This window comes from Alcanivorax quisquiliarum, from assembly GCF_023051175.1.
GTDB classification, from domain to species: Bacteria; Pseudomonadota; Gammaproteobacteria; order Pseudomonadales; family Alcanivoracaceae; genus Isoalcanivorax; species Isoalcanivorax quisquiliarum.
The window spans coordinates 194,183-219,691 of the sequence record NZ_JALKII010000005.1 but is presented as its reverse complement, the minus strand read 5'-3'; the positions used below and the strand labels follow the sequence as shown (position 1 = coordinate 219,691).

The 25,509-nt window shown below is 60.2% G+C and carries 21 protein-coding genes and 1 CRISPR repeat array; of the genes, 3 read left to right on the top strand and 18 right to left on the bottom strand.

Annotated elements, in window-relative coordinates; translation table 11 throughout:
• Positions 1-48: 48 nt before the first annotated feature.
• The 9 genes from MU846_RS09455 to MU846_RS09415 form a co-directional block, all read right to left on the bottom strand.
• Complete coding sequence (locus MU846_RS09455) at positions 49-2,061, bottom strand: LTA synthase family protein (protein ID WP_246952035.1); 2,013 nt, start codon at positions 2,059-2,061, stop codon at positions 49-51.
• Positions 2,062-2,360: 299 nt separating this feature from the next.
• Positions 2,361-2,744, bottom strand: coding sequence for a ClpXP protease specificity-enhancing factor (locus MU846_RS09450; protein ID WP_371738823.1), 384 nt, complete (start codon positions 2,742-2,744; stop codon positions 2,361-2,363).
• Positions 2,745-2,785: 41 nt separating this feature from the next.
• Positions 2,786-3,424 carry a glutathione S-transferase N-terminal domain-containing protein gene (locus tag MU846_RS09445; RefSeq protein ID WP_246952031.1) on the bottom strand — a complete coding sequence of 213 codons (639 nt, stop codon included), beginning with the start codon at positions 3,422-3,424 and terminating at the stop codon, positions 2,786-2,788.
• Between the two features lie 148 nt (positions 3,425-3,572).
• Complete coding sequence (locus MU846_RS09440) at positions 3,573-4,226, bottom strand: cytochrome c1 (RefSeq protein ID WP_246952029.1); 654 nt, start codon at positions 4,224-4,226, stop codon at positions 3,573-3,575.
• Complete coding sequence (locus MU846_RS09435) at positions 4,226-5,521, bottom strand: cytochrome b (protein ID WP_246952027.1); 1,296 nt, start codon at positions 5,519-5,521, stop codon at positions 4,226-4,228. Before MU846_RS09435 ends, MU846_RS09440 begins: the two co-directional genes overlap by 1 nt.
• Positions 5,521-6,114 (bottom strand): ubiquinol-cytochrome c reductase iron-sulfur subunit, encoded by a 594-nt coding sequence (petA, locus tag MU846_RS09430; protein ID WP_246952025.1) that lies wholly within the window; start codon positions 6,112-6,114, stop codon positions 5,521-5,523. Before petA ends, MU846_RS09435 begins: the two co-directional genes overlap by 1 nt.
• A 214-nt stretch (positions 6,115-6,328) precedes the next feature.
• Positions 6,329-6,724: a 30S ribosomal protein S9 gene (gene rpsI, locus MU846_RS09425; protein WP_246952023.1), complete on the bottom strand. Its 396-nt coding sequence runs from the start codon at positions 6,722-6,724 to the stop codon at positions 6,329-6,331.
• Positions 6,725-6,734: 10 nt separating this feature from the next.
• Positions 6,735-7,163, bottom strand: a complete 429-nt coding sequence (gene rplM / locus MU846_RS09420; RefSeq protein ID WP_246952021.1) for a 50S ribosomal protein L13 — start codon at positions 7,161-7,163, stop codon at positions 6,735-6,737.
• A gap of 170 nt (positions 7,164-7,333) precedes the next feature.
• Positions 7,334-8,842, bottom strand: coding sequence for a carotenoid oxygenase family protein (locus tag MU846_RS09415; protein WP_246952019.1), 1,509 nt, complete (start codon positions 8,840-8,842; stop codon positions 7,334-7,336).
• Between the two features lie 167 nt (positions 8,843-9,009).
• On the opposite strand from MU846_RS09415, the gene MU846_RS09410 reads away from it, so the two are divergent.
• The 3 genes from MU846_RS09410 (at position 9,010) to MU846_RS09400 (ending at position 11,348) form a co-directional block, all read left to right on the top strand.
• On the top strand, positions 9,010-10,047 hold the full coding sequence (locus tag MU846_RS09410) for an NADP(H)-dependent aldo-keto reductase (protein WP_246952016.1): 1,038 nt from the start codon (positions 9,010-9,012) through the stop codon (positions 10,045-10,047).
• Positions 10,048-10,128: 81 nt separating this feature from the next.
• Positions 10,129-10,854, top strand: a complete 726-nt coding sequence (locus tag MU846_RS09405) for an SGNH/GDSL hydrolase family protein (protein ID WP_246952014.1) — start codon at positions 10,129-10,131, stop codon at positions 10,852-10,854.
• 65 nt (positions 10,855-10,919) lie between these two features.
• Complete coding sequence (locus tag MU846_RS09400; protein WP_246952012.1) at positions 10,920-11,348, top strand: host attachment protein; 429 nt, start codon at positions 10,920-10,922, stop codon at positions 11,346-11,348.
• 416 nt (positions 11,349-11,764) lie between these two features.
• On the opposite strand, the gene MU846_RS09395 is transcribed toward MU846_RS09400, so the two are convergent.
• From MU846_RS09395 to cas7e, 9 genes are all read right to left on the bottom strand, one after another.
• Entirely contained in the window at positions 11,765-12,760 is a 996-nt protein-coding gene (locus MU846_RS09395; protein ID WP_246952010.1) for an ArsA family ATPase, read from the bottom strand.
• Positions 12,751-13,023: a cory-CC-star protein gene (locus MU846_RS09390; protein WP_246952008.1), complete on the bottom strand. Its 273-nt coding sequence runs from the start codon at positions 13,021-13,023 to the stop codon at positions 12,751-12,753. Before MU846_RS09390 ends, MU846_RS09395 begins: the two co-directional genes overlap by 10 nt.
• A gap of 7 nt (positions 13,024-13,030) precedes the next feature.
• A complete protein-coding gene (locus tag MU846_RS09385; RefSeq protein ID WP_246952006.1) occupies positions 13,031-14,710 on the bottom strand; it encodes a carbon starvation CstA family protein in 1,680 nt (559 codons plus the stop codon).
• A gap of 583 nt (positions 14,711-15,293) precedes the next feature.
• The gene (locus tag MU846_RS09380) at positions 15,294-15,482 is read right to left on the bottom strand and encodes a hypothetical protein (protein WP_246952004.1); all 189 of its coding nucleotides are present in this window, start codon (positions 15,480-15,482) and stop codon (positions 15,294-15,296) included.
• A gap of 206 nt (positions 15,483-15,688) precedes the next feature.
• Positions 15,689-21,638: direct repeats of the CRISPR family, unit length 29 nt; unit sequence CGGTTTATCCCCGCTCACGCGGGGAACAG.
• Positions 21,639-21,757: 119 nt separating this feature from the next.
• Complete coding sequence (cas2e, locus tag MU846_RS09375) at positions 21,758-22,042, bottom strand: type I-E CRISPR-associated endoribonuclease Cas2e (RefSeq protein WP_246952002.1); 285 nt, start codon at positions 22,040-22,042, stop codon at positions 21,758-21,760.
• Between the two features lies 1 nt (position 22,043).
• Entirely contained in the window at positions 22,044-22,964 is a 921-nt protein-coding gene (gene cas1e, locus MU846_RS09370) for a type I-E CRISPR-associated endonuclease Cas1e (protein WP_246951999.1), read from the bottom strand.
• A gap of 8 nt (positions 22,965-22,972) precedes the next feature.
• On the bottom strand, positions 22,973-23,671 hold the full coding sequence (gene cas6e / locus MU846_RS09365) for a type I-E CRISPR-associated protein Cas6/Cse3/CasE (RefSeq protein WP_246951997.1): 699 nt from the start codon (positions 23,669-23,671) through the stop codon (positions 22,973-22,975).
• Positions 23,671-24,414, bottom strand: a complete 744-nt coding sequence (gene cas5e, locus MU846_RS09360) for a type I-E CRISPR-associated protein Cas5/CasD (RefSeq protein WP_246951995.1) — start codon at positions 24,412-24,414, stop codon at positions 23,671-23,673. The genes cas6e and cas5e overlap by 1 nt, the downstream gene beginning before the upstream one ends.
• Before the next feature lie 8 nt (positions 24,415-24,422).
• Positions 24,423-25,496: a type I-E CRISPR-associated protein Cas7/Cse4/CasC gene (gene cas7e, locus MU846_RS09355; protein WP_246951993.1), complete on the bottom strand. Its 1,074-nt coding sequence runs from the start codon at positions 25,494-25,496 to the stop codon at positions 24,423-24,425.
• Positions 25,497-25,509: the final 13 nt, after the last annotated feature.

Below are 25,509 nucleotides of genomic sequence, written 5' to 3'. Positions count from 1 at the left end.
GGGGGACGCTGGCACAGCAAGTGCTAGCTGTGCTGCCGTCCCTTCGGATCACTTTTTATTGTGGTGCAGCATGTAACGCTGGGTTTCATACAGCCCTTCCAGCAGGTTTTTCATCTGCGCGGCTTTCTCCGGCTCCAGTTCGGTGCGCTCGTTATCCAGTGACGGCTCCAGCAACGAATAAAGCCGTGGCTGTTCGCCGTTGTAATACATTTGCAGATAATGCTCGGCCCCAATCAGGCCGATGCTCGGCCGCACGCTGCGATCACCGCCGAATACAGTGACGTAATTCCAGTCAGGATCGATATCGAACAGGTTCCGGCCCATGGTTCTGTTCTCGTAGGGCAGCCCGGCCAGCTCCAGCACAGTAGGCAGGATATCCACGAGGCTGGCATTCACGTCCATCACTCTGGCTTCTTCGATAATACCCGGCGCATGGATGATAAACGGCACATGGTAGCCATCCAGGCCGAGGTACTCGCTCCAGCTCATATGCTGTCCGAAGGTGCCTCGGGTATTGTGATCGCCATACAGCACAAAGATGGTATTGCGCTCGTACTCCGAACCGGCCACCAGCTCTGTCAGATAATAGTTGATATTGAAATCCAGCAGGCGAGCGGCGTTGTACTGCGCGTGATCCAGCCAGGTGTATTTACTCAGCTCGTCCATATCCGGCTGCTTGATCTCGAAGCCGGAATCATCCACCGGGATGGTGTAGGGCCGGTGGTTGGCCGCTGTCTGGATGAACATGACGAAGGGGCCGTCTTTGGCGACTTCGTTGGCGCGCTGGTGCGCAGCCTTGAACAGCTCCCGATCCGAGATACCCCAGACATCTACAGTGGGCGCATTGAAGTCTTTCTGCTCCCACAGTTCCAGGCCGTGAATGTTGTGCTCCAGCAAGCCGCGAATATTGGCCCAGCCCGCATCACCCCCGATGAAATACAGCTTGTGGTAATCCTCGAATTCATTCACCAGGGTATATTGGTCGATGATCACCGGATTACGCGATGACGTGGAGCCGCCCCAGGAAACGTCCGGGATGCTGGTCACCAGGCCGAATACCGTGCGGGCCGTGCCACTGGCAGGCACGAGAAAGCGTGGGAAGAACAGGCTCTGGTTGTTTGCCAGCGCATCCAGATGGGGCGTGGCGCCGGTGGGATTGCCGTAAAGCCCCAGGCGGTTGGCACCCAGCGATTCCAGCATGATGAACACCACATTAGGCCGTGTGGTGTTGTCGTTACCGGCAGAGCGGCGCACGAAGTTCAGCGCTTCCGCATCCGGCTCGTCGACGCCCAGATAACGGGATATCTGGTCGTAATGAGCGCGCACCTGTTCCCGGTCGTAGCTGGTGCCCTGGTTGGAGTAGGTATCGAAGAAATACATCACCGGGTTCAGGCCCAGAGACGAAATCTGCACGTTGCCGGAGAAGAATGCGTTGCTCCAGCGCAGCGGCACCACGCTGGTCACCTTGCCCAGAATCCCGACGCAGAACAGCGCCAGGCACACCCCTACCACCATCAACCGCGCCGGCCAGCCGCGTTGCGGCCATACCTGGCTGCGATACCGCGCCAACAGCCAGCCCGCAAAGCGGTAGCCGATATAACCCGACACAGCAAGCAACAATGCCAACCGCACCACAGGATAGCTTTGCCACACCATCAGCATCGAATCACGCTGATCGTTGAAAAACTCTTTCACCGTGATATTGATGCGTTCGCCGAGATAGGCAAAGTGAGCAAAATCGGCAACGTAGAATGACGTCAACGCCAGCGCCACCACGGTCAAGTAACCTGTCAGCAGGCCGCCACTGAGGCGGCTATCGCGCAGCCGCAGCGGCCAGGGCAGGAAACTCAGGGCGGCCACCGGCAGCATCACCAATAACGCCAGCCGCAAATCAAAGCGCACCCCGATCCAGAACGCACGCCACAATGCTTCACCGTGCATCGCCGCCTGCGGCCGCAGAAAATAAAGGAAAAAACCGATGCGCAGCAGTGCCAGAATGGAAAATACCACCAGCACCAGGGTGAGCAACATGCGCACCCGGGGGGTCAGTCTTGCCAACATGCAAATAGGCTCCGAATCAGAAAACGGCGGCGCGATGCCTGACAAGGCAACGGCGCACGGGCCATAGCGTCCGCCTGCGTTCGGCCCCGGCGGGCCAGCGCTTTTATCACGGCAGGACGGCAGGCTCGACACAATACCGCTAATGCCGGGCGAGGTGAAGCAGGGAATACAGCATCGGTGCGCCTGGAGCACATGGCTTGCGTTACGGCTTTGAGTGTTAGCCCCCACCTCTGGCACGAAGCAATTCTCGTCACACAGGCGGGGGCTTGGTCAGCGCTGGTGCGCTCCGAATGCGAGGGTTACTTTACAACCTTGAGCGTTGGCCGCCCGCCAGGCCCGGAAGGAGGCTCCGGTGGCGTCGGCTCCGCCGGTGGCGGGGTCGGCTCAAAGGCCATGCCTTCACCGTTCTCCCGTGCGAACACGGCCAACACGGCGTTGACCGGCACTTCGACGGCCATCGGCTGCCCGCCAAAGCGCGCAGAAAAGCTGATCAGTTCGTTACCGGCCACAAAGTGCTGCACCGCTGCCGGCGCGATATTCAGCACGATCTGGCCGTCGTTGACAAAATCCCGCGGCACGATCACGGCGGGATAGTTGGCATCAACCAGCAGATGGGTGGTCAGGCCGTTATCGCAGATCCATTCGTGCACGGCCCGAATCAGGTACGGACGATTAGGTGTCATGCCAGACATCAGATTACCGCCGTCGCGGCCCGCAACCCGCTTTACAGCGGGTTGCGGATCTCCCGTTCCTGCTCAGACAGGCTGGCCTGGAAGCTGTCACGGTTGAATACTCGCGCAGCGTAATCCAGCAGCGGCTTGCATTGCTTGGTCGGCAGCTCGACACCCAGGGAGGCCAGGCGCCAGAGAATGGGGGCGATGGTGCAGTCCACCAGCGTGAATTCGTCGTTCATGAAGAACGGCTTCTCGACAAAGACCGGGGCGATCGTTGTCAGGCCATCACGCAGCGCCTTGCGACGCTTGTTCAGCTCGGCTTCTTTCTCCACACCAGCCGCCAGCGCGTCAACATGCACGGACCAGTCACGCTCAATGCGGTGCATCAGCAAACGGCTTTGCGCCCGTGCAACCGGGTAAACCGGTAGCAGCGGCGGGTGGGGAAAACGCTCATCCAGGTATTCCATGATCACGTTCGACTGGAACAGCGTCAGTTCGCGATCCACCAGGGTGGGCACTTCATTGTAGGGATTCAGCTGCGCCAGATCTTCCGGCTTGCTGTTTTCGTCCACATCGACGATATCCACGGTGACGCCTTTCTCTGCCAATACAATGCGAACCCGGTGGCAATAATGATCCCGGGGATTGGAAAAAAAGGTCATCGAGGAACGCTTGGTAACAACGGCCATGGTAAGTCGTCTCCCGCGACAGGGGTTAGAAATTCAGATACGGGCTGGCCAGTGAGCCGGGGCGCTTGTGCGCCCGGCTGTGACACAACGCCCGGCAGAGCCGGGCGTTGTGTACAGATCAGCCTGTCTGGCACTGAAAAAAGTGGTGTTATTCCACGTCTTTCCAGTATTCCTTTTTCAGCAGATAGGCCGGGATCAGCAGGACGAAAAGAAACACCAGCACATAGACCCCGAGCCGTTGCCGTTCGAGCTGCATCGGCTCGGCGGTATACGTGAGGAAATGGGTCAGATCCAGCATCGCCTGCTTGAACTCGTCCTCGCTGAGCTCTTCCTGAAGGTCTGCCATCACGTGCGGCATCCCGACAGCCGGGAACACCCGGTTGTTATATCCGTAGGGGCGGCTGTCGTCCGGATAGAACCCTATCAGGTACGAATACAGCCAATCCGGCGTGCGCAAACGCGAAATCAATGTCAGATCCGGCGGGGCTGCACCAAACCACAATGCGGCCTCATTCTTGGGCATGGCGATTTTCATCTGATCACCGATCTGCTCGGTGGTGAAGTTCAGATGCTGCATCACCAACTCGTCAGGAATACCAAGATCCTCGCCAAGACGGCCATAACGCTGATATTCCAGCGAATGGCAGCCCATGCAGTAGTTCACGAACAGTTGCGCGCCACGCTGGGCGGACACTTTGTCTTGCAGATTCAGCGGCGCTGAAACCACATGTTCGTTAGCGCCACCGGCAGCAAACGCGAGCACCGGAAGGCAGCTGAGCAGCAATACAACCAGCTTTTTCATCAGTGGCCTCCTGTGACGCGATCCGGAACTGGTTTCGACTTTTCAAAACGGTGACCGAACGGCAGGATCACCAGGAAATAGATGAAATAGTAGAACGTGCCGATCTGCGCCCAGCCGGTGAAACTGATACCCAGGAAGCTGTTATCCGCTGGTTGCGTCCCCAGGAAACCCAGGAACAGGAAGAATACCGCGAACAGCATCAGGGTCACCTTGCTGACCATGCCCTTGTAGCGGATCGACTTGACCGGATGACGGTCGAGCCACGGCACCACAAACAGGATCGCAATGGCGCCGCCCATGATGATCAGACCCCAGGTCTTGGCATCGAACAGGAAGCTGAAGGTGGTAGCACGCAACATGGCGTAATATGGGCCATAGTACCACACTGGCGCAATATGATCAGGCGTGGCCAGCGGGTTGGCCGGTTCGAAGTTCGGACGCTCGATGAAATAGCCGCCGCCATCGGGGAAGAAGAAGATCACCACGGCGAACACCATCAGGAACACCACCACACCGACAAGGTCTTTCACTGTGTAATAAGGGTGGAACGGAATGCCATCTTTGGGAATGCCGTTTTCATCCTTGTTTTGCTTGATCTCGACGCCATCCGGGTTGTTGGAACCCACTTCGTGCAGCGCCAGAATATGCAGCACCACCAGTGCTACCAGCACCAGCGGAATTGCCACCACGTGCAGCGCGAAGAACTTGTTCACAGTCGCATCGGAGAGCAGGTAGTCACCACGCACCCAGGTGGTAAGTGCTTCACCCATGGCAGCGGCTTCGGCGCCATCGACAAAGGGCAGCACCTGGAACGGAATGGCTTCGGCCAGCGAAATGATGACCTGTGCGCCCCAGTAGGACATGTTGCCCCAGGGCAGCACATAACCCAGGAAACCTTCCGCCATCAGCGCCAGGTAGATCATCATGCCGAAGATCCACACCAGCTCACGCGGCGGCTTGTAAGAGCCGTACATCAAACCACGGAACATGTGCAGGTAGACGACCGCAAAGAAAGCAGAGGCACCGACCGCATGCATATAGCGGATCAGCCAGCCCCATTGCACGTCGCGCATGATGTATTCCACCGAGGCAAACGCATCGGTGGGCGAATAGAACATGGTCAGCCAGATGCCGGTCAGCAGCTGGTTGACCAGCACCACCATCGAGAGCACGCCGAAGTAGTACCAGAAGTTGAAATTCTTCGGTGCGTAATACTCGGACATGTGCTTCTTGAAAGCGTTGACCACCGGCAGCCGGGCATCAACCCAATCCACCGTGCCTTTGATGATCCCCATCACGCGGTCTCCCCTTCTTCAGAGCCAATGATGATGACGGCATCGCTGAGATAGGAATGCGGCGGCACGACCAGATTGGTCGGCGCCGGCACACTGCGATACACCCGTCCCGCGAAATCGAACATGGAGCCATGGCACGGGCAGAAGAAGCCGCCCTGCTCCAGTTGTACCGTCGGTTGCGGGTTATACGTCGGTGAGCAACCCAGATGGGTACAGGTGCCGATCAGCACCAGCACTTCCGGCTTGATCGAGCGATGCGCGTTCTGCGCATAGCCCGGCTGCTGGTTGGTGTTTTCGGACTCCGGATCAGCCAGCACGTTGCCGGCGGCCAGCTTCTCAAGGCCTGACAACATTTCCGGTGTACGCCGCACCACCCACACCGGCTGGCCACGCCACTCGCGAACCACACGCTGGCCCGGCTCGAGTTTGCTGATGTCGATCTGCACAGGCGCGCCGGCGTTTTCGGCCCGGGCGCTGGGCAGCCATGACTTGACAAAGGGAACTGCAACACCGACTGCGCCCACAGCACCGACGGCAGACGTCAGGCCAATCAGAAAGGTACGCCGGCTGGTGTTTACGCCGTCTTTACTCATCGAGATGATCTCCCCTGGATCCCACGCTCGGGTGGTTCGGTCGACGCGAGGCAAAAGACCCCACGTTCCGGGCGGAATAAGGCGCCGCAAATGGTAAAGAAAAAGCCATCAGCTGACAACCGGATTAAACCCACCGGAGCCGCGATAAATGGCTGATTTGACCATAAAAAAAGCCCAGCCATTCGGCTGGGCTTTTCGGGCCATACAAACTGTATCAGCGCTTGGAGAACTGCGGGCGCTTACGGGCTTTGTGCAGGCCGATCTTCTTGCGCTCGACTTCACGCGCATCACGGGTCACATAACCCGCACGACGCAGCGGCGAACGCAGTGCTTCGTCATAATCGATCAGAGCGCGAGTAATGCCGTGACGAATGGCACCGGCCTGCCCGGTGTTGCCACCACCAGCAACCGTTACCAGAATATCGAAACGCTCGGTCATTTCGACCAGCTCCAGCGGCTGACGCACTACCATGCGCGCAGTTTCGCGACCGAAATATTCGTCCAGCGGACGGCCGTTGACAACGATCTTGCCGCTACCGGGGCGCAGAAATACGCGAGCTGCGGAAGTCTTGCGGCGGCCAGTGCCGTAATTGGATGCTACAGTTGCCATCAAATACCCCTTAGATTTCCAGTGCCTGCGGCTGCTGTGCAGTGTGCGGGTGCTCACCACCAGCATACACTTTCAGCTTGCCCAGCATGGCGCGGCCCAGCGGGCTGCGCGGCATCATGCCCTTCACGGCCAGTTCCAGCACCTGCTCGGGCTTCTTGGCAATCAGGGTCTCGAAGTTGGCTTCACGGATACCACCGGGGAAGCCAGTGTGGCGGTAGTACATCTTGTCGCTGACCTTGTTGCCAGTGACATGAATTTTTTCAGCGTTGATCACAACGATGTAATCACCGGTATCCACATGTGGGGTGTATTCCGGCTTGTGCTTGCCGCGCAGACGAGTAGCAATCTGGCTGGCCAGGCGGCCCAGCGTTTTGCCGGAAGCGTCTACCACATACCAGTCGCGTTTTACGCTGTCCGGTTTGGCGCTGAAGGTTTTCATGAAATTCTTTCCCAAATTCAGGCGTTTACGGGCAAATATGACCCAGCCGATGGCGCACCATCGGGTAAGAGAGCGCGCATTCTACCCAAGCACCCCCGCTAAAACAAGCGGTTTCACCGGCATAAATGCCGCCTCGGGGTTGTTTACCCAGGCTCATCTCCGACGACCGTTCAGGTGGGCAAAAAGGCTCGGCTGGTATAACCACAATGGAACCCGAAGGGCACATGGTTGCGCAGCGGCACCGCGGCCACTTCTTCCAGCTGCCGGCTGCGCGCATCCAGCAACACCACCTCGCTGCGATCGCTGGCGGCATCATACACCACCGCGCACAAATAACCTGCCCCCTCGGCCTCCCCTTCCGGTACAAAAACCGCCTCGGAGGTAAACCGGCCCGGCCCGAAATCATGCATCGCCAGCTCGCCGGCTTCGGTATCGAGCCGCTGCACGCCATTGAAGAAACCCGGTGTGCCATTTTCCAGGATCGCCGCGCTATACAAAAATCGGCTCTCTGCGGTGCTGAAACGCTCATCCCACTGGGGAAATTCGCACGTTGCCAGCTGTGGCAGCGGCGCAAGCGCCGAGGTGCCGGAGCGCAGGTTCAGCGATATCTGCCAAAGAGCCCCGCCTTTTGCGGCCCCGCCGGCAAAGACATTGCGCAAGGTATCGGCGACGGCGTAATCCTCGAAGCGCACCAGCTCCAGCACCAGCTCGTCACCGCGCTCGCGACAATTGCCCACATGGAACACCGCAAACGGCGGCAACTCGAACACGCGCACCACCTCCAGCGTATCCAGCGACACCACATAGGCTTTCATGCCCCATTCGGGCCGGAAGGCGACCGATTCATCAAACGTCTTGAGGCCGAACAGAAAAGGCGCCATGCCTTCCATGGCCAACGGATGCACCAGAAACACCCAGTGGCGAGCCCCCAGCGCGGCATCATGCACAAAGGCCAGCCGATCGATATTGAAGTGCGCCTTGCGCGCCAGTTGCCCCGCCGGGCTGATCTGATACAGATTGATGCGCGGGCCGCTCAGGCCCATGGTGACACCGTGGTTGTAGTAGCAGCCGTTGCCGGGGTGCACCTTGCCATGGGCACTGAAGGGCTCCCAAAGCCGGAGCTTGCCGCCATAACTGAACTCGCCACGCGTCTCCAGCGTGGCCGGATCCAGTTCCCAGGGCCTGCCACCCTCCCACAATGCCAGCAGCCGCTCGCCATGCCAGACCATGCTGGTATTGGCACAGTTGGCGGGCGGGCGGCCGATGTTCTTGCGCCAGCCACCCGGCGCGTTATGCCCGAACGAGCGATAACGGATTTGCCCTGCGGCGGTTTCGCCAAGGTACTTCGGCGTGCGCACGTAGCGATTGCGATACCAGGCGCCGCTTTCGGTAAAGGTAAGGGCATGCATCATGCCATCGCCATCGAACCAGTGGCCGAACGCCTGCCCGCCGAGGCTGTTACGCCCCGGCCCGATACGAAAAAAAGTGCCCCGCACCGCCGCTGGCACCCGGCCACGGATCTCGCTGGCGGGAATCTGGTAGTCGAATTCCTGTTCCAGTGCCTGGAAGCCGCCAAGATGCTGCCGCAGCGGATCATCGCCGGCGGTAGCGCTGGTGGCTTGCGCCGCATTGTCCGTGGCTCGCGCCGCATTTTCCGTTGCTTGCACTTCACTTTGCATGATTGCTCCCGGCTGTAAGCTCAACCCCATCTGGCACCAAAGCTCCATCTTGCCAGCCTGCTCCAACCCGCGCCAACCTGCTCCGCCCGGCTCACATCTCGCACTGCGATGGCCCCTCGTCCGGCGCGCCGCTATCATCCGGGCTCATCGATCAACAGGAGCGGAGCATGCAATATCGTCGTCTTGGCAACACCGACCTGAGCGTCAGTGCCCTTTGCCTGGGCACCATGACCTGGGGCAACCAGAATACCCAGGAAGAGGCTTTCGCCCAGATGGACATGGCCGTGGCCCACGGTATCAACTTTTTTGATACTGCCGAAATGTATGCCGTGCCCTCCTCCGCAGAAACAGCCGGCAAGACCGAAGAAATCATCGGCAACTGGCTGGCCAAGACCGGGCGGCGGCAGGATCTGGTGCTGGCCACGAAAGTGACCGGCCCGGGCGACTGGATGAGCCATATTCGCGGCGGCCCCCGGCTCAACCGCGAACACATTACCCAAGCGATAGAAGGCAGCCTGCGGCGCTTGCAGACAGACGTGATTGATCTGTACCAGTTGCACTGGCCCGAGCGCAGCACCAATTTCTTTGGCCGCCTGGGCTACCGGCACCGTGACGACAGCGACGCTGTGCCGATCGCCGAAACGCTGGCGGTACTGGATGATCTGGTCAAGCAGGGAAAAATCCGCCACTACGGTCTTTCCAACGAAACCGCCTGGGGCGCAATGACCTGCATCCACGAGGCAGAACGGCTTGGCATGGCACGCCCGGCATCCATCCAGAACCCCTACTCCCTGCTCAATCGCAGCTTTGAAGTGGGTCTGGCAGAAATAGCCCATCGCGAGCAACTGGGCCTGCTGGCCTATTCGCCGATGGCCTTCGGCATGCTCAGTGGCAAATATCTCAATGGCCAGCGCCCGGAAGGCGCCCGGCTGACGCTGTTCAAGCAATTCTCCCGCTACACCAGCGAGCAAAGCCTCACCGCAACGGCGAAATACCAGGCGCTGGCTGAACAACGCGGGGTATCACTGGCCCAGCTGGCCTTGCAATATGTCACCACACGGCCTTTTGTCGCCAGCAACATCATCGGCGCTACCAGCACCGCCCAACTGGAAGAAAACCTGGGCAGCCTGGCGGTGAACATAGACAAGGAACTGGAACAGGAGCTGGATGCCATCCATGCCATCCACACCTATCCCTGCCCCTGATCCCCGGCAAAGCTTCGGTGGAGGGCTTGCCAACAACACAACGCGGCCTTGACTCGGCACGGCCGCGACAATGGAAAAACGATGCGATTCTGGTTGCTCCTCCTGGTTCTCTGCCCACTGCTGCTATGGCAGGCACGGCACACCCGGCACGGCACTCCCCGCCTGCCGGAAGCCGCCGGGCCGCAGCACGGCCACTGCGGCGAAGGCCCCGCACTGCGCCTGCTTGTCATCGGTGAATCGCCGGTAGCGGGCGTCGGCGTGGAAAAACAGGCGCACGGCCTTGGGCCGGCCATCGCCGCCCCACTGGCGCAGCGCATCGGCGGTCGTGTCCATTGGCATTGCCATGGCACCAACGGCTTGCGCCTGGCTGACCTGCTGGACAAACCACTGCCTGCCACGGCTCCCGACGAGCACGCGCCGGATATCATCCTGATCATGATGGGCGTAAACGACACCACCGCGCTGACATCGCTCAAACGCTGGCGCGCCGAGCTGCGGCAATTGATCAGCGCACTCGCGCCACATGCCACATTGTGCTTCTCACCCGTGCCGCCCATGCGCCACTTTACGGCGCTGCCGCAACCGCTGCGCTACGTCATCGGCACCCGCGCTGCACAGCTTGACAGTTCCCTGCGCGAGATTTGCGCGGAAACCGGAACGCCTTATCTCTCATACGGCAAGTTGCAACATCCGTCGTTGCTGGCCCGTGACGGCTATCACCCTTCCGCAGCCGGCTACCGCGCCATGGGCGATGCATTGGCCCGGCAGATGCTTGAGAAAATCCCCGCGCTGCGCCACCCTCGTTGATAGCATCCCCCGCATGGGCGGCGGGCGGCTTCCGGCCCGCCACCCCCACCGCCAAGGAGGCCACCATGGAGAAAACCTGGATCGTTGTTGCCGACAGCTCCCGTGCGCGCATCTTCTATGCGGCCAACCGCGTCAAACCCCTCACCGCCGTTACCGAACTCAACTTCCCCGAATCCCGCTTGCGAGAACAGGACATTTACACCGACCGGCCCGGCCGGCTTTTCGAAAGCGCCAACGAAAGCCGCAGCGCCATCGAAGCACCGGATATTCGCGAGCAACAGCAACTGGCCTTTGCACGGGAAATCTGCGAAGCACTGGACGCTGGCCGCAACCGGCAGCGCTTTGAAACACTGATGGTGGTGGCGCCGCCCACCTTCCTCGGCGCACTACGCCAAAGCATGAACCACCAGCTGGAAAAGATGGTGGACAAATCAGTGCAGAAAAATCTGGTCAACGAGGAAGAGGCCCGCATCCGCGAGTATCTGTTCGACTGAACAACTGGCACGCCGCCATCTCTGCGCGGCCACCGAAGCTGGCGTGGAGGTGTGCGGCACGGCACGATCACTGCGCCGCGCCATCTTCGTTACTGGAGTGGTTATTCCGTTAATTTCCCGGCTCGGCCTGGCCGTATCTTTTCGCCCGGACTTAATGAGGTTTTTGCTCCGGGTTGCTGTGCTTTTGTTCCTGCGTTGCTTGCTCTGGGGCTGCTTGCTCCAGCGTTCCCTGCTCTAATGTTCCGATGTTCCTTTCCCCAGCGCTCCTTTCCCCAGCACTCCTTCCCCAGCGTGCTGCGTTTTATTCCAGCATGCTGCTCGCCTTGACGTCCCATGCTGCGCCTTATTACAAGCCACTATGCATTAGTCCAAGACGCTGGGCTTTACTCCAACACACTGCGCTTGTCTGGCGCTGCTCACTCCGCACGAAGCATCCCGGCGAGCGCCCTGATGCCATCCTCTCCCGCCACCTCCAAGCGCTGCAAGACCACCTCCTCAACGGGCAACTGCGGCAATGCCTCTCGCAGTTGGGCAAGATAGTGCTGCTCCTGCTGCTGTTTCTCCGCAAAAAAATCACCCGCTTGCGCAGGCATACGCTTGTTGACCACCAGCCCGGCCACCGGCACGCCAGCGCGCCGCAGCTGCCCTTCGAACTCGATGGTTTCCAGCACCGGTAATCGCTCTGCCGCCAGCACAATGACGAAGCCCGTGCGCTGCGTATCAGCCAGCACATCACGCAGCACCACAAACCGCTCGCGACGCCGATTCAGCACACTGCGAATAGTATCGTCGCGCTGGGCGGGCGTCAGAATCTGATCGCCCTTGCCAATAATGCGTGCGGCCATATCCTGCGCACCGCCCGCCCCGTGCAAGGCCGCACCCAGTTTGTCGCTACGCTCGCGCTGACGCAGCATACCTTCCGTCCAGGCGGTCATCATTTCCGGTAGCGCCATCAGACGCGCCGTGTGTCCCGAAGGCGCCGTATCGAACACCAGCAAATCATACTGCTGCATGCCGTCGATCAGGGTTTGCGCCAATCGCTCAAGCAACGCCGCTTCATGGATGCCGGGCGCATCACGAGAGCGGGCAAGATGCTTGTCTACCTCGCCCGCCAGATGGTGCGGCATCAACTTGCGGAGCGAACGCCCGACCTGCTCGAGATGGCTCTCAAGGCTCTCCGCCGGATCAATCTCCAGGCCATCCAGCCCCGCCATCAGCGGCACCGCATGGGGGCCAATGCGCCGCCCCCACAAGTGGCCAAGACTGTGCGCCGGATCAGTCGACACCAATAGCACCCGGCGCCCCTGCTCGGCCGCCATCACTGCCACTGCCGACGCCATCGTCGTCTTGCCGACGCCGCCCTTGCCGCCAAAAAACAGCACCCGCCGCTGCCGGGCAAGATTCAGCAGCACCCGACATGCTCCAGCGGCGAGCGCTCCATGCCCATGCGCGTGTGCCACTCGTGAAAACGCTCGTACAACACCGGCATCAGCTCAAGCGTATGGAAGCCGACCGGATTCGGCACACCCAGGGATTCCGAGAACACCAGCAGCATGAACAGATCCTCCTCCTCACGCTGCGCACGGCCAACGGCACGGCGATAAGGCGCGGCGTAGAACTCCGTCAGCGCAGCGTCAATACGCCGCAGCAGTGCACAACGTTGCTTCTGTTTCATGCTGCGCTCACTGTTGTTCTTCCTCGCCCGCTTCTGGCTCCAGAGAGCCGCCACGCCGGATGGCCGTTACCGCCTCCAGCGCCACCCACAATGCCGCCACCAGAATGATCACATCCAGGCCCAGCAACAACCAGTTGCCCGCCTCGTAAAATTGCCGCAACTGCACCAGCAGCCCGAAAATAGCCATCAGCAACAGGAACACCAGCGGCCCGACCAGCATCCACGTCGGCCGGCGCAGCCGTACCAGAATCACCGTCAGGATAACCAGCGTGAGCGCCGCCAACAGCTGGTTGGTGGTGCCGAACAGTGGCCAGATCAACATGCCACCAGTACCTTCCTCACCTGCGCCAAAAGCCAGCGCCAGACAGAAGCCCAAAGCAATGATGGTGCCGATCACACCGCCGATACGCACACCAGCCAGCTCGGCGGTTTCCTGAATTACATAACGCTGCAAGCGTACACCGCTATCCATTGTCGTCGCGGCAAACAGCACAACCATCGTGGCCAGCAATGTAGCGCCCAGATCATCCGGCAACCCCAACCCGTTGCTCAGGATTGCATCCCCGCCCTGAACAAATGCCGCCACGTTACCGCCACCAAAGGTGTCATAAATCGATTCCCATTCCACCAGCGAAGCAAAGCCCGCCGTACACGCAATGATCGCCGCCAGCGCCAGCATGCCCTCGCCCACCGCGCCTGCATAACCGATAAAGCGCGCATCGGTTTCCTTGTCAATCTGCTTGGAGGTAGTCCCCGATGACACCAGCCCGTGAAAGCCACTGATAGCGCCGCAGGCAATCGTTACAAACAGCAGCGGGAAAATGCCTGGCGTGCCGGACGGCACGTTATCATTGAACATCGGAGCCACGATGTCCGGCGCACCAATCAGCACTGCCACAAACAGCAGCAACACCCCGATGGCCAGTTGCATACCGTTGATATAATCACGCGGCTGTAACAGCATCCACACCGGCAACATCGAGGCGATACCGCAATAGACGAACAGGATCAGAATCCACAACGACCGTGCCGATAAACCAAGCAAACCATCAGGCAGCAAAACGGGGTAACTATTACCGACAATCACCAGCGTATAAAGCACAGCCAAACCGACTACTGACGGCCACAGCAGCCCCACCTTATAACGGTAAAAAAGCTGCCCGATCACCAAGGCAACAATCACAGCACTCCAGACCGGGATAACAGAAGACGGCGTGCTTACGAACAGATTGGCGATCACCACCGCAAACGCCGCGTTGACCATCATCAACAGCAAAAAGATGACAACCAGAAACAGATTTCGGCCTCGCGCACCAACCACACCTCCAGCCAAGGTGCCAATCGATTTACCCTGATTGCGCACACTGGCCCAGATCGCCCCCATATCGTGCACACCAGCAAAGAACACCGTGCCCAACGTTACCCACAGGAACGCCGGCCCCCACCCCCAGATCACCGCGATGGCCGGCCCCACAATCGGCGCAGCCCCCGCCACAGAGGTCGTGTGGTGCGCCCATAACACAAAGCGGTTGGTGGGCACATAATCCACCCCATCACGAAGCGTGTGCGCAGGCGTGACGTAATTCGGATCAAGCCTGTAAATCTTGTCTGCGATAAACCTGGAATAAAAGAAGTACCCCAGCAACATGGCACCCATGCCTAGCACCATCAGGAATATCGCGTTCATGCAGCCTCCGCACTTTTGTGGTTGATATGTCCGACACAGGGCGCCCCGCCGAGAATCATGGCTCCCGCTTTGGTGAGGAGAGCTCACCGCAGGGACCGGGCGGAGATATACAACTTTGCGGATTTAGTCTAATGCTTGGGGTGGGAGGGTGCCAGTTTTAGGGCTAGCTCCACTTGGGAAAATCCAGCGAACAGGAACTCACCAAGAGGCGACAATGGGCCGCGTGTTGTCCTTCGCCAGACCACGATAGCGAGCCTTGCTATAGCCGAACATGCGTTTGATGTAGAAAGAAGCATATCCAACATTGGCTTTAACGCTGACCTTGATATGCTCCGCCTCTTCGATAACGCAAGCTTTTTGCGCTGACCGAGACGCATGGCAACAAACCATGCACAATTATCCCAAACAAGATTCTCTTGATTCTGTACGTCGGTATAACCGGTATCCGCCCAGACTCGCGCCTCCTGCCCATGCAACAACTTGGCTGCGACATTCAGGCCATGTCGTTTGCAGGTGTCGTTTCGAGGCTGTGAATGAGCCCGAGCAATTCCTCGACCCCAATGTGCATCTTCATCCCCATGTGTCACTCGTCGCCTTCCTTAATCTGATGCGTTTCCAGATCGCGCTTTCCATCCTCGTTCTTCGTTGAACCGCGTATGGCAATGATGCTGGCATCGACAATACTGCCTTCATGAAGCACCAGATCATGTCGATCCAGATGGCTATTGATTGTGTGAAACAGTTTCTGGTCCAACTTATGCCGCTCAAGCATCAGCACTCGTGACCCTTTGCATGGGCTGTCACTGCCGATTCTGTTCTGATCAGATTGACCAGATCATCTAAAGACATTTCTGGGGCACCACACTAGATTACGCGCAAGAAACAGCCGTTTCAGGCAGGCCCAGCCGTAACTGTTCCCGGTTTACCCCGCTCATGCGGGGAATAGAATAAATGGCACAATTCCGGCTACCCTATTGATGGTTTATCCCCGCTCACGCGGGGAACAGTGCCGGTTGCGCATCGTCTCGGTGATGCGCTCCGGTTTATCCCCGCTCACGCGGGGAACAGTCAGTGGCACAAGGTAGCCGCGCATGCCGTGACGGTTTATCCCCGCTCACGCGGGGAACAGGCAGCGCGGGCGAAGGCAATGCCCGGCTCCAGCGGTTTATCTCCGCTCACGCGGGGAACAGTTTATTCGACAAAAAATTACCCGGCAGCCGGTCGGTTTATCCCCGCTCACGCGGGGAACAGTGATCGACCGGCACCGCACGGGTACGGTCAGACGGTTTATCCCCGCTCACGCGGGGAACAGTAAAAAACCCTAGCCCCGGCGCATCGCTAAAACGGTTTATCCCCGCTCACGCGGGGAACAGTCTTGCACCTGGCGCGGTGTTGAGCCGTTCCACGGTTTATCCCCGCTCACGCGGGGAACAGCAACAGCCCCACCGGGTGCCCCTCTGCCGTGACGGTTTATCCCCGCTCACGCGGGGAACAGCCCGCTGCGCGAGTACATCCAGCGCCTGGAAGCGGTTTATCCCCGCTCACGCGGGGAACAGAAGTGCAGCCGCAGGTTACTGCCCATGCCGACCGGTTTATCCCCGCTCACGCGGGGAACAGTTGATCGAGGTCAACGCAGAGCCGCAGGAGGGCGGTTTATCCCCGCTCACGCGGGGAACAGAATTCGCCGGCGCCGCTGACCGTGTACGGCCGCGGTTTATCCCCGCTCACGCGGGGAACAGACGCTCGCGATGTCGTAGACCGAAGGGATGCCCGGTTTATCCCCGCTCACGCGGGGAACAGGGCATCGCTCTCGCGGCGCCGCTCGCCTGTATCGGTTTATCCCCGCTCACGCGGGGAACAGCAATGCCAACCTCAACAGTGGAAAGATTTGCGCGGTTTATCCCCGCTCACGCGGGGAACAGGTCATCGCGGATGATCGTGCGCGGCACGAACGCGGTTTATCCCCGCTCACGCGGGGAACAGGCAAGGCTGGCGTAGCCACGCGAAGCGCTCGGCCGGTTTATCCCCGCTCACGCGGGGAACAGGTGTCTTCCCAGCGACGCCCCTCGTTAACTCCCGGTTTATCCCCGCTCACGCGGGGAACAGGCTCCTGTACACCATTTCCAGCCACGCGCAGTCGGTTTATCCCCGCTCACGCGGGGAACAGTCAAGGGCCCGTTTCTCGTCCGCCCCCATCGACGGTTTATCCCCGCTCACGCGGGGAACAGGGAGCGGAATTGGTGCCGGGTGTGCTTTTGGGCGGTTTATCCCCGCTCACGCGGGGAACAGCGCTGTTTGCCTTGAGCGGGTCAAGCTTCTGGCGGTTTATCCCCGCTCACGCGGGGAACAGGGCCTCTCTCAGCCGATCAGTCCACAGGGTAACGGTTTATCCCCGCTCACGCGGGGAACAGGTGTAAGCAAGCATATGAGGGGAATTTCAACGCGGTTTATCCCCGCTCACGCGGGGAACAGGGAAGTCGCCCATGAACCTCACGGTCTGGGAACGGTTTATCCCCGCTCACGCGGGGAACAGATGACGCGACTGTGATGCACGCTGAACATGCGCGGTTTATCCCCGCTCACGCGGGGAACAGTGGTTATCCAGGCCCTTCTGGCGGCCGATCCACGGTTTATCCCCGCTCACGCGGGGAACAGGCCGCTGGGGCGCAGACCACGAACCCTGCCTGCGGTTTATCCCCGCTCACGCGGGGAACAGGAACAGACCGCGCTGCGCCAGTTGATTGAATGCGGTTTATCCCCGCTCACGCGGGGAACAGTGCTCGTGCGGCATGAAAGGCTCCATGTCGCCCGGTTTATCCCCGCTCACGCGGGGAACAGGTCAGGGCAGCTTGCACCGACACGGAGAGGCGCGGTTTATCCCCGCTCACGCGGGGAACAGAGGATCAGGGCGATGGGGCGAAGGGTGTGGTGCGGTTTATCCCCGCTCACGCGGGGAACAGGCGTTCGACCGGGCCGGTATCCGGGTCTACGGCGGTTTATCCCCGCTCACGCGGGGAACAGGCGGCCGATTACTCCACACCTGGTACGCCCACCGGTTTATCCCCGCTCACGCGGGGAACAGGCGTATTCGAGCAGCGCCACTTCGTCGTACAGCGGTTTATCCCCGCTCACGCGGGGAACAGACAGACACGTCGCGACCGCCCTTGCGCTCGAACGGTTTATCCCCGCTCACGCGGGGAACAGTTGCGGTTTGGCTCGCGCAGATTACAGGGCCACGGTTTATCCCCGCTCACGCGGGGAACAGGGGCGGAACTTGTGCGTGTGAACCTCCGCACTCGGTTTATCCCCGCTCACGCGGGGAACAGGCCTAACGCACTTTTCACACTGCTAATAAGCGCGGTTTATCCCCGCTCACGCGGGGAACAGGACGTGAAGTAGTCCGCACTCAGCTGGTAGTACGGTTTATCCCCGCTCACGCGGGGAACAGGGGTTGGCCGGCTTATTCGCTGGCTACGTTGCCGGTTTATCCCCGCTCACGCGGGGAACAGGAGGCGCGCAGCGATGACGGACTGCCGGCAGGCGGTTTATCCCCGCTCACGCGGGGAACAGTCAAGCGCAAGCACAGCTTCCACCCCGGCTACCGGTTTATCCCCGCTCACGCGGGGAACAGGCTCGGTACGGCTCGCCGAGATCTCGCAGCTCCGGTTTATCCCCGCTCACGCGGGGAACAGGTTTTCATTCAGCCCCATCCAGTGCGCAATGTACGGTTTATCCCCGCTCACGCGGGGAACAGGCTGAGCCGGAATCCGCTGCTCATCCGCCAGTCGGTTTATCCCCGCTCACGCGGGGAACAGACTGGGACATCTGGCAGGGGGCATGGGCAGCGCGGTTTATCCCCGCTCACGCGGGGAACAGGGCGGCCGAAATCGGCGCAGCGTAAGAGAGGGCGGTTTATCCCCGCTCACGCGGGGAACAGGGTCGGCTGACCGTCCGGGGTGTTGAGCGGGATCGGTTTATCCCCGCTCACGCGGGGAACAGGCAGATGCCAGCCGCCCGACCCGGCCCTCAAGGGGTTTATCCCCGCTCACGCGGGGAACAGATGACGATACCGTGGGCCGGCTGGCGTACCGGCGGTTTATCCCCGCTCACGCGGGGAACAGATCCCCGCCATACGGCGAAATACGCAACCCAGCGGTTTATCCCCGCTCACGCGGGGAACAGGACCCTGAGGAAGATACCGTAACGCTCCCAAACGGTTTATCCCCGCTCACGCGGGGAACAGGCGATCATCGTGTCTGTGGATCACGACCTGTCCGGTTTATCCCCGCTCACGCGGGGAACAGTGCTTGCCCAGCGGGTCAACAAAGCGCTCGAGCGGTTTATCCCCGCTCACGCGGGGAACAGGCGGAGACTGTGTTGCGGGGGACTCGCTAACACGGTTTATCCCCGCTCACGCGGGGAACAGGAGAATGGTCTGACACCCGCACGTGCGCCTCGCGGTTTATCCCCGCTCACGCGGGGAACAGGCCTGCTCCACATGCTGCCCCTCGATACCAGCCGGTTTATCCCCGCTCACGCGGGGAACAGCTGCTACACCGCGTCAACTGCCGCTGATCGAGCGGTTTATCCCCGCTCACGCGGGGAACAGCTGAACTGCTGCTACGACGAGAATGATCCAGACGGTTTATCCCCGCTCACGCGGGGAACAGTTGCGCCGCCTGTGAGGCCGAGGGCCGCATCACCGGTTTATCCCCGCTCACGCGGGGAACAGGCCGATATCCTCTCAATCATGACAATCGCGGGCGGTTTATCCCCGCTCACGCGGGGAACAGTAGTAGGGATGGGAGCAGGTGACGCGTTCATGCGGTTTATCCCCGCTCACGCGGGGAACAGCGTTACCGTATACGGCACCGCTGTATGACGATCGGTTTATCCCCGCTCACGCGGGGAACAGGAGGGCCGCTCGTGCGGCATTGCTGTCGTTGGCGGTTTATCCCCGCTCACGCGGGGAACAGTTGTTTATTTCACGTCTCACGCCATCTCTGGCCGGTTTATCCCCGCTCACGCGGGGAACAGTCGCAATGCTGGCAGTGTTAGCGCCGCACCTCCGGTTTATCCCCGCTCACGCGGGGAACAGAATCGGGGGATACATCACCGCTCCTTCATGGCCGGTTTATCCCCGCTCACGCGGGGAACAGGACAGTCTCATCGCCGCATTGACGGTCACCGGCGGTTTATCCCCGCTCACGCGGGGAACAGGCATTGTGTGCGCCCCACCTGCACCGGGTTAGCGGTTTATCCCCGCTCACGCGGGGAACAGCTATAGTCAGTGACTATGCTGTCGCCAAAAGGCGGTTTATCCCCGCTCACGCGGGGAACAGATGCGGACGCCTGCCGTATAGGCGAGTCTAGACGGTTTATCCCCGCTCACGCGGGGAACAGCTGGTGGCAGCCGAGTGCATCGCCGGGCGTGACGGTTTATCCCCGCTCACGCGGGGAACAGGGCCACTTGCCGCGCGTAGAACAGCCCGCTCCCGGTTTATCCCCGCTCACGCGGGGAACAGCTGATGCCTGTCACCGCTTAGATCCCAGAAGGCGGTTTATCCCCGCTCACGCGGGGAACAGGCTGGTATTCAGGGAAGCTCGGCTGGTACGGGCGGTTTATCCCCGCTCACGCGGGGAACAGGGGATAGGACAATCGAACCCTGACCCAATCCGCGGTTTATCCCCGCTCACGCGGGGAACAGCTCAGCGCCCGCGAAACCAGTCCGGGCGTTGTCGGTTTATCCCCGCTCACGCGGGGAACAGGCAGACCTGCTCGATGGCCCGACCAAAACCGACGGTTTATCCCCGCTCACGCGGGGAACAGTTTCATCCTCCGCATCCGCGCCTCAATCCGCGCGGTTTATCCCCGCTCACGCGGGGAACAGGCTGACGTAAGCCTGATCAACGTCGGCGTGGACGGTTTATCCCCGCTCACGCGGGGAACAGATCCGCGAGAACGTGGGCGAGTCCATCGTCGGCGGTTTATCCCCGCTCACGCGGGGAACAGGATACTTGCGGGTGGCGGGCTCATAGAACACGCGGTTTATCCCCGCTCACGCGGGGAACAGCTACGCCGACTACAAGATAGAGAACGGCCACGCGGTTTATCCCCGCTCACGCGGGGAACAGGCTCACCATCCAGCTCCCGCGCCCTGATCGCGCGGTTTATCCCCGCTCACGCGGGGAACAGCGGCCGGTATCAGTGGCTGCGCCCCTTGCTGACGGTTTATCCCCGCTCACGCGGGGAACAGTTGTGAAAACGCACACCTCCTACCTTTGCGGGCGGTTTATCCCCGCTCACGCGGGGAACAGTTGCTGTCCCACATCGGCACGATGTGCACCGGCGGTTTATCCCCGCTCACGCGGGGAACAGGAACGGGAAGAACGCCTCATCACTGATGACGCCGGTTTATCCCCGCTCACGCGGGGAACAGGCATGGCCCTGATACTAAAGGGAAACTGCCCCCGGTTTATCCCCGCTCACGCGGGGAACAGCGCGTACAAGGAGCACCCTCAGAGGGAGAAATGGGTTTATCCCCGCTCACGCGGGGAACAGGCCTCGCCCCTGTCAGTCAGTTCCCGTAGCTGCGGTTTATCCCCGCTCACGCGGGGAACAGGGCCTTGCCGGTGAGATTCAGGATCGCGCCGTCGGTTTATCCCCGCTCACGCGGGGAACAGATCGCTGGGATGGTGACTCTCGAGAGTGGGCGCGGTTTATCCCCGCTCACGCGGGGAACAGAGCCAAGGCTGAGGCCGCTGCGCGCAAGCAGACGGTTTATCCCCGCTCACGCGGGGAACAGCTGCGCATTCCTGACCTGCCGGGCAAGCCGACCGGTTTATCCCCGCTCACGCGGGGAACAGAGTCGTGCCGTCACTCGGTACAACAAAGCCCACGGTTTATCCCCGCTCACGCGGGGAACAGACTAATCGCAAGCGATTGATTTTCAATATAAAAATTGACGACACATGTTCCACCAACAACTTTGGCTATTTTTCAGCATATGTGAAAATGTTAATAACAATTAAAATCAACAACTTATCTTAAGCAGGAAGAAAACGTACCAAGCGCAACCCATCATGATCCCAGGGCTCCCGACGGTTCGAACCATAGGTCTGAAACTCGAAACCCGACTCATGATTACTGGCCCACGCCATCACGACATTTCCATCGTCCGCCAAGACGTTGATCTGCTCCCAGATCATCTCCCGGATCCGTCTGCTGACATCGCCGATATAAACGCCGGCGCGGATCTCTAGCAGCCACACAGCAAGCCTGCCACGCAAACGGGGCGGCACCGTTTCAGTCACCACGACGAGCATGGCCATATCAACCGCTCCTATGACCTACATCACCGACAGACGTAGGCTCCGGTATAGCCGGTGGAACAGCTTCCGGGGCAGGCGGCGGTGGCTCGATATCGCCTGCCGAAAGAACTTCTTCGATCATCGGTATCAGACTCTGGAGCAGCTTCGTCTGCCTGAAAGCATCACGGCAAGCTATGCGTACTTCGCGTTCCGGCGACGGTGGATTGCGTGCCGCCACGCGAAACGCTGCAGGAACCACGGTCTCGAACTTGACAATATCGGCAATATCGTAAACGAAGCTTCTTGGCTTGCCGGTGTGCAGAAAACCTATAGCGGGCGCATAACCCGCAGCCAAAATAGCAGCTTCCGTGACGCCATACAGACAGGCCGTGGCAGCAGAGAGACATTGGTTGACGGTATCCGAGGTATTCCATTGGCGCGGGTCGTAACGGCGTCCTGTCCATTTAACGCCGTATTGTTTGGCCAATTGCTGATATGTCTTGCGTACCCGAGCACCTTCGATTCCTCGCAATTGTTCGATGCTGCGCCGCTCCGGCGCGGGCTCACCGAAACGCAACTCAAACATTTTTCGAACGACCTTGAGCCGTAACTTTTCCTCGAGCACCAGCTTGGCCTGGTACAGCAACTTGTCTGATCTGGCGCCACCTGGCTGCCCTGCACTGTAGAGCCGCACGCCAGCATCTCCTACCCATATCAGCAGTGTGCCGACCACCGCAGCAAGCTTGACGGCAGCATGCGAAACCCTGGTGCCGGGCTCCAACAGCAAGCACGCAACAGACCCGACCGGTATGTGCATGCGCTCGCCATTGACATCATCGATCACTACAAAGGCGCCATCGCGTACATCGATCTGCCCCATGCCGATGAAGATCATCGACATACGATCCTTCATCGGAATCGGCTTAAGGGGAATAAAGCTCATAGCCCCGCTCAAGGCCTCCGCAGCATCATCAACCCACAGCCAAACGCCTTGGCACGGCCAATGCCGTGAACGAGCGTTTCGATCAAACGCTCCGGGTCGGCTACTTCCAGAAGCCCTTCATAATCGACGCTGGAAAATCGAATGGGAACGCATCGACCGGGCTTGTGAAGAACATGTTGGCGATAGGCGCCCACATTGGGCTCGACCGGCAGCCGGAACCCCCATGACTCGGCCCGTGAGGACAACCAACTGCGAGCGGCTTCGTCCATGGCCTCTATGCAGACCCGACTGCTGCGGGCATCACCCGGCTCAAAAGGAAACTTGGCGGCCATCACGACATCTGCACGCTGTCCTCGTTTACCCTCTACCGCCTTGGCGACTGTAGGATTGGCACGCACACGAAATGCCAGCTGCTCACCAACTTCCAGTACTGGTGCGAATGGCTTGCTCTGCACATTGAGCAACCCCGCTACTGCCACCGGTTCACGATCAGAAAGCATGTAAAACAACGGCAGCCCTTTGGGGGCTTGATCCGGCCCTGTTGGCTCCTCCATTTCCTGGCGGAACAGGAAAGGGCGGTCCTCTGAGTGGTCGGGAAAAAGTTGCCAGAGGAGCTGGTGAGCACCGTAGGCGCCGCCGCCCATGATCTCGAACAGCAGTTCGCGGGAAAGGCCGTTGAGGTCCACACGTACACGAGAAAGAAACATCAGAGGCCCTCCTCGAGCCGTACAAAGCGACGATATTCGATACGCGGCGCGAACTGCCACCGCCTACGGTTGAGCGGGCTGTCCCATACATCGCTGGACTCCACCCCTTCCTCTTTCCCATCAAGCATGGCTGCTTCGCCCTCCCAGCAATAAAGCGATTCGTTGGGCAGACGGAGCGCCTGTTGCTCATCAAGACCCAGCTTGGGAAACTCGGTATCGAGCGCCTCCTTCAGCCGCTCTACGGTTACACGACGTGGGTCCAATGGGGCTGCCGGCGGGCAAGCCTTGCGGCCGAGATACAGCGGGAAGTACGGCGTTTTCAAGGCTTGTTCCAGCGCCTCCAGTGCCACGGAGGCCCCCGGCGTCAGCCAAACAGCAACGGTCCAGAGCCCATCACAGCGGTAGTTACGACTGGAGAGAATAGTGTTGATGACTTTGTGTGGTGCACTGAGCTCATCACGGCGTGTGCGATACACAACTTCCTTGCGCTCACCCGGCACCTGAGCCGTGTGATAATCACGCAGCAAGGTTCCCGGTGAACGCTGCTTGATCGCGACTCGCACGCTCTCGCGCAGCCCGTTCTGCCCTTCGTCGTCATCACGTCGAATGCCGAGGGCGGCACCAAGCAGGCCCAGGATAGCGCCACGCCCCGGATAGGTGGCGCTGGGGCGTACCTCACCTACCGCGGGCTCCCCCCAACTGGCCAACGGCGCGTAGAGTCGGAAAACAAGAAATTCCGTCATTACGCACCTCATTGGTCGGCTTTAAGGAATTCCACCAGCTCTGCCAGGCTCCCTTGCGCCACCTTGCCTTCAAGCAGTGGACCGCGATAGCCCGGCTCGGCGGCCACGACGAAGCGCCGATCAGCACCGGCGCCATAAGCGCCATCGAAAGCCTTGGCCTGCTTTTCCAGCCGTTCGATGGCTTCCACGGCCTGGTCCTGCCCGCTGACCGGCCGCAAGAATGCCACTGACAGCGAGCGGGGCTGCTGCTCGCCTTTTTCGGCAAGCAGGTAACTGGCATGCGCACGGGAGCCGAAACTGTTCTGCTTACCCTTGGGCGAGGTTCTTGCTGCCGCCTCAGCCAGAGCGACAATCGCTCTGTCGGCAAGCTCTGTGTCTCCCTTCAGGTTTTCCACAAGTTGGTTACGATCGATACAGACATAACTGTAGAACAACCCCGCCCCATAACCGGCCTCACCGACGTGGGCGGCACCGCGATGCTCATTGCCCGTATTGAGATCGTCCACGGCAGTGAAATAGTCGTCTTCCACTTCAGCAGCATGCACGGTGATGGCATGTGCCACTTGGCAGGCCGCCTCCACGTTGAACTCAGGCACAGCGGCCAGCATGCGGCCAAACAAAGCGATATCGGCAGCGGTAGGTTTATGGCGCAACAAGCCCAGATCTTCTTTTTCAGGCGACCGATTTTCCCTGGCAAGGGTATCGACCAACGCATCGACCGCGGCCTGCTCTTCAGGGCCGATATGCGCGAGCTGCCTGGTTTCCAGCTCGCCCTTGGCCACCTCGCCGAAGACTTTGGCGATGTCGATTGCCCACTCCTGCGCATCCTTCTCCTTTACCCCTTTCTCGATCAGGCGCAGTTTGGCCTCGATGCCGATACGCTTGGTGCGGTAGCCACGATGCTGACCGACGGCCTCTTCGAACAGCGCCGAGGTGCGCCACGCGCGTTTGAGGCTCTGGGAAGAGACGCGAAGGCGCTTGGCGCCCCCCATAATGGCGGTCTTGGGGCGGCCCAGGTCGTCACGATTAAGATTGGCCGGCGGATAGGAGGTCAGCAGATGCAGTTGGATAAAGTGGCTCATGTGTCAGTTTTCC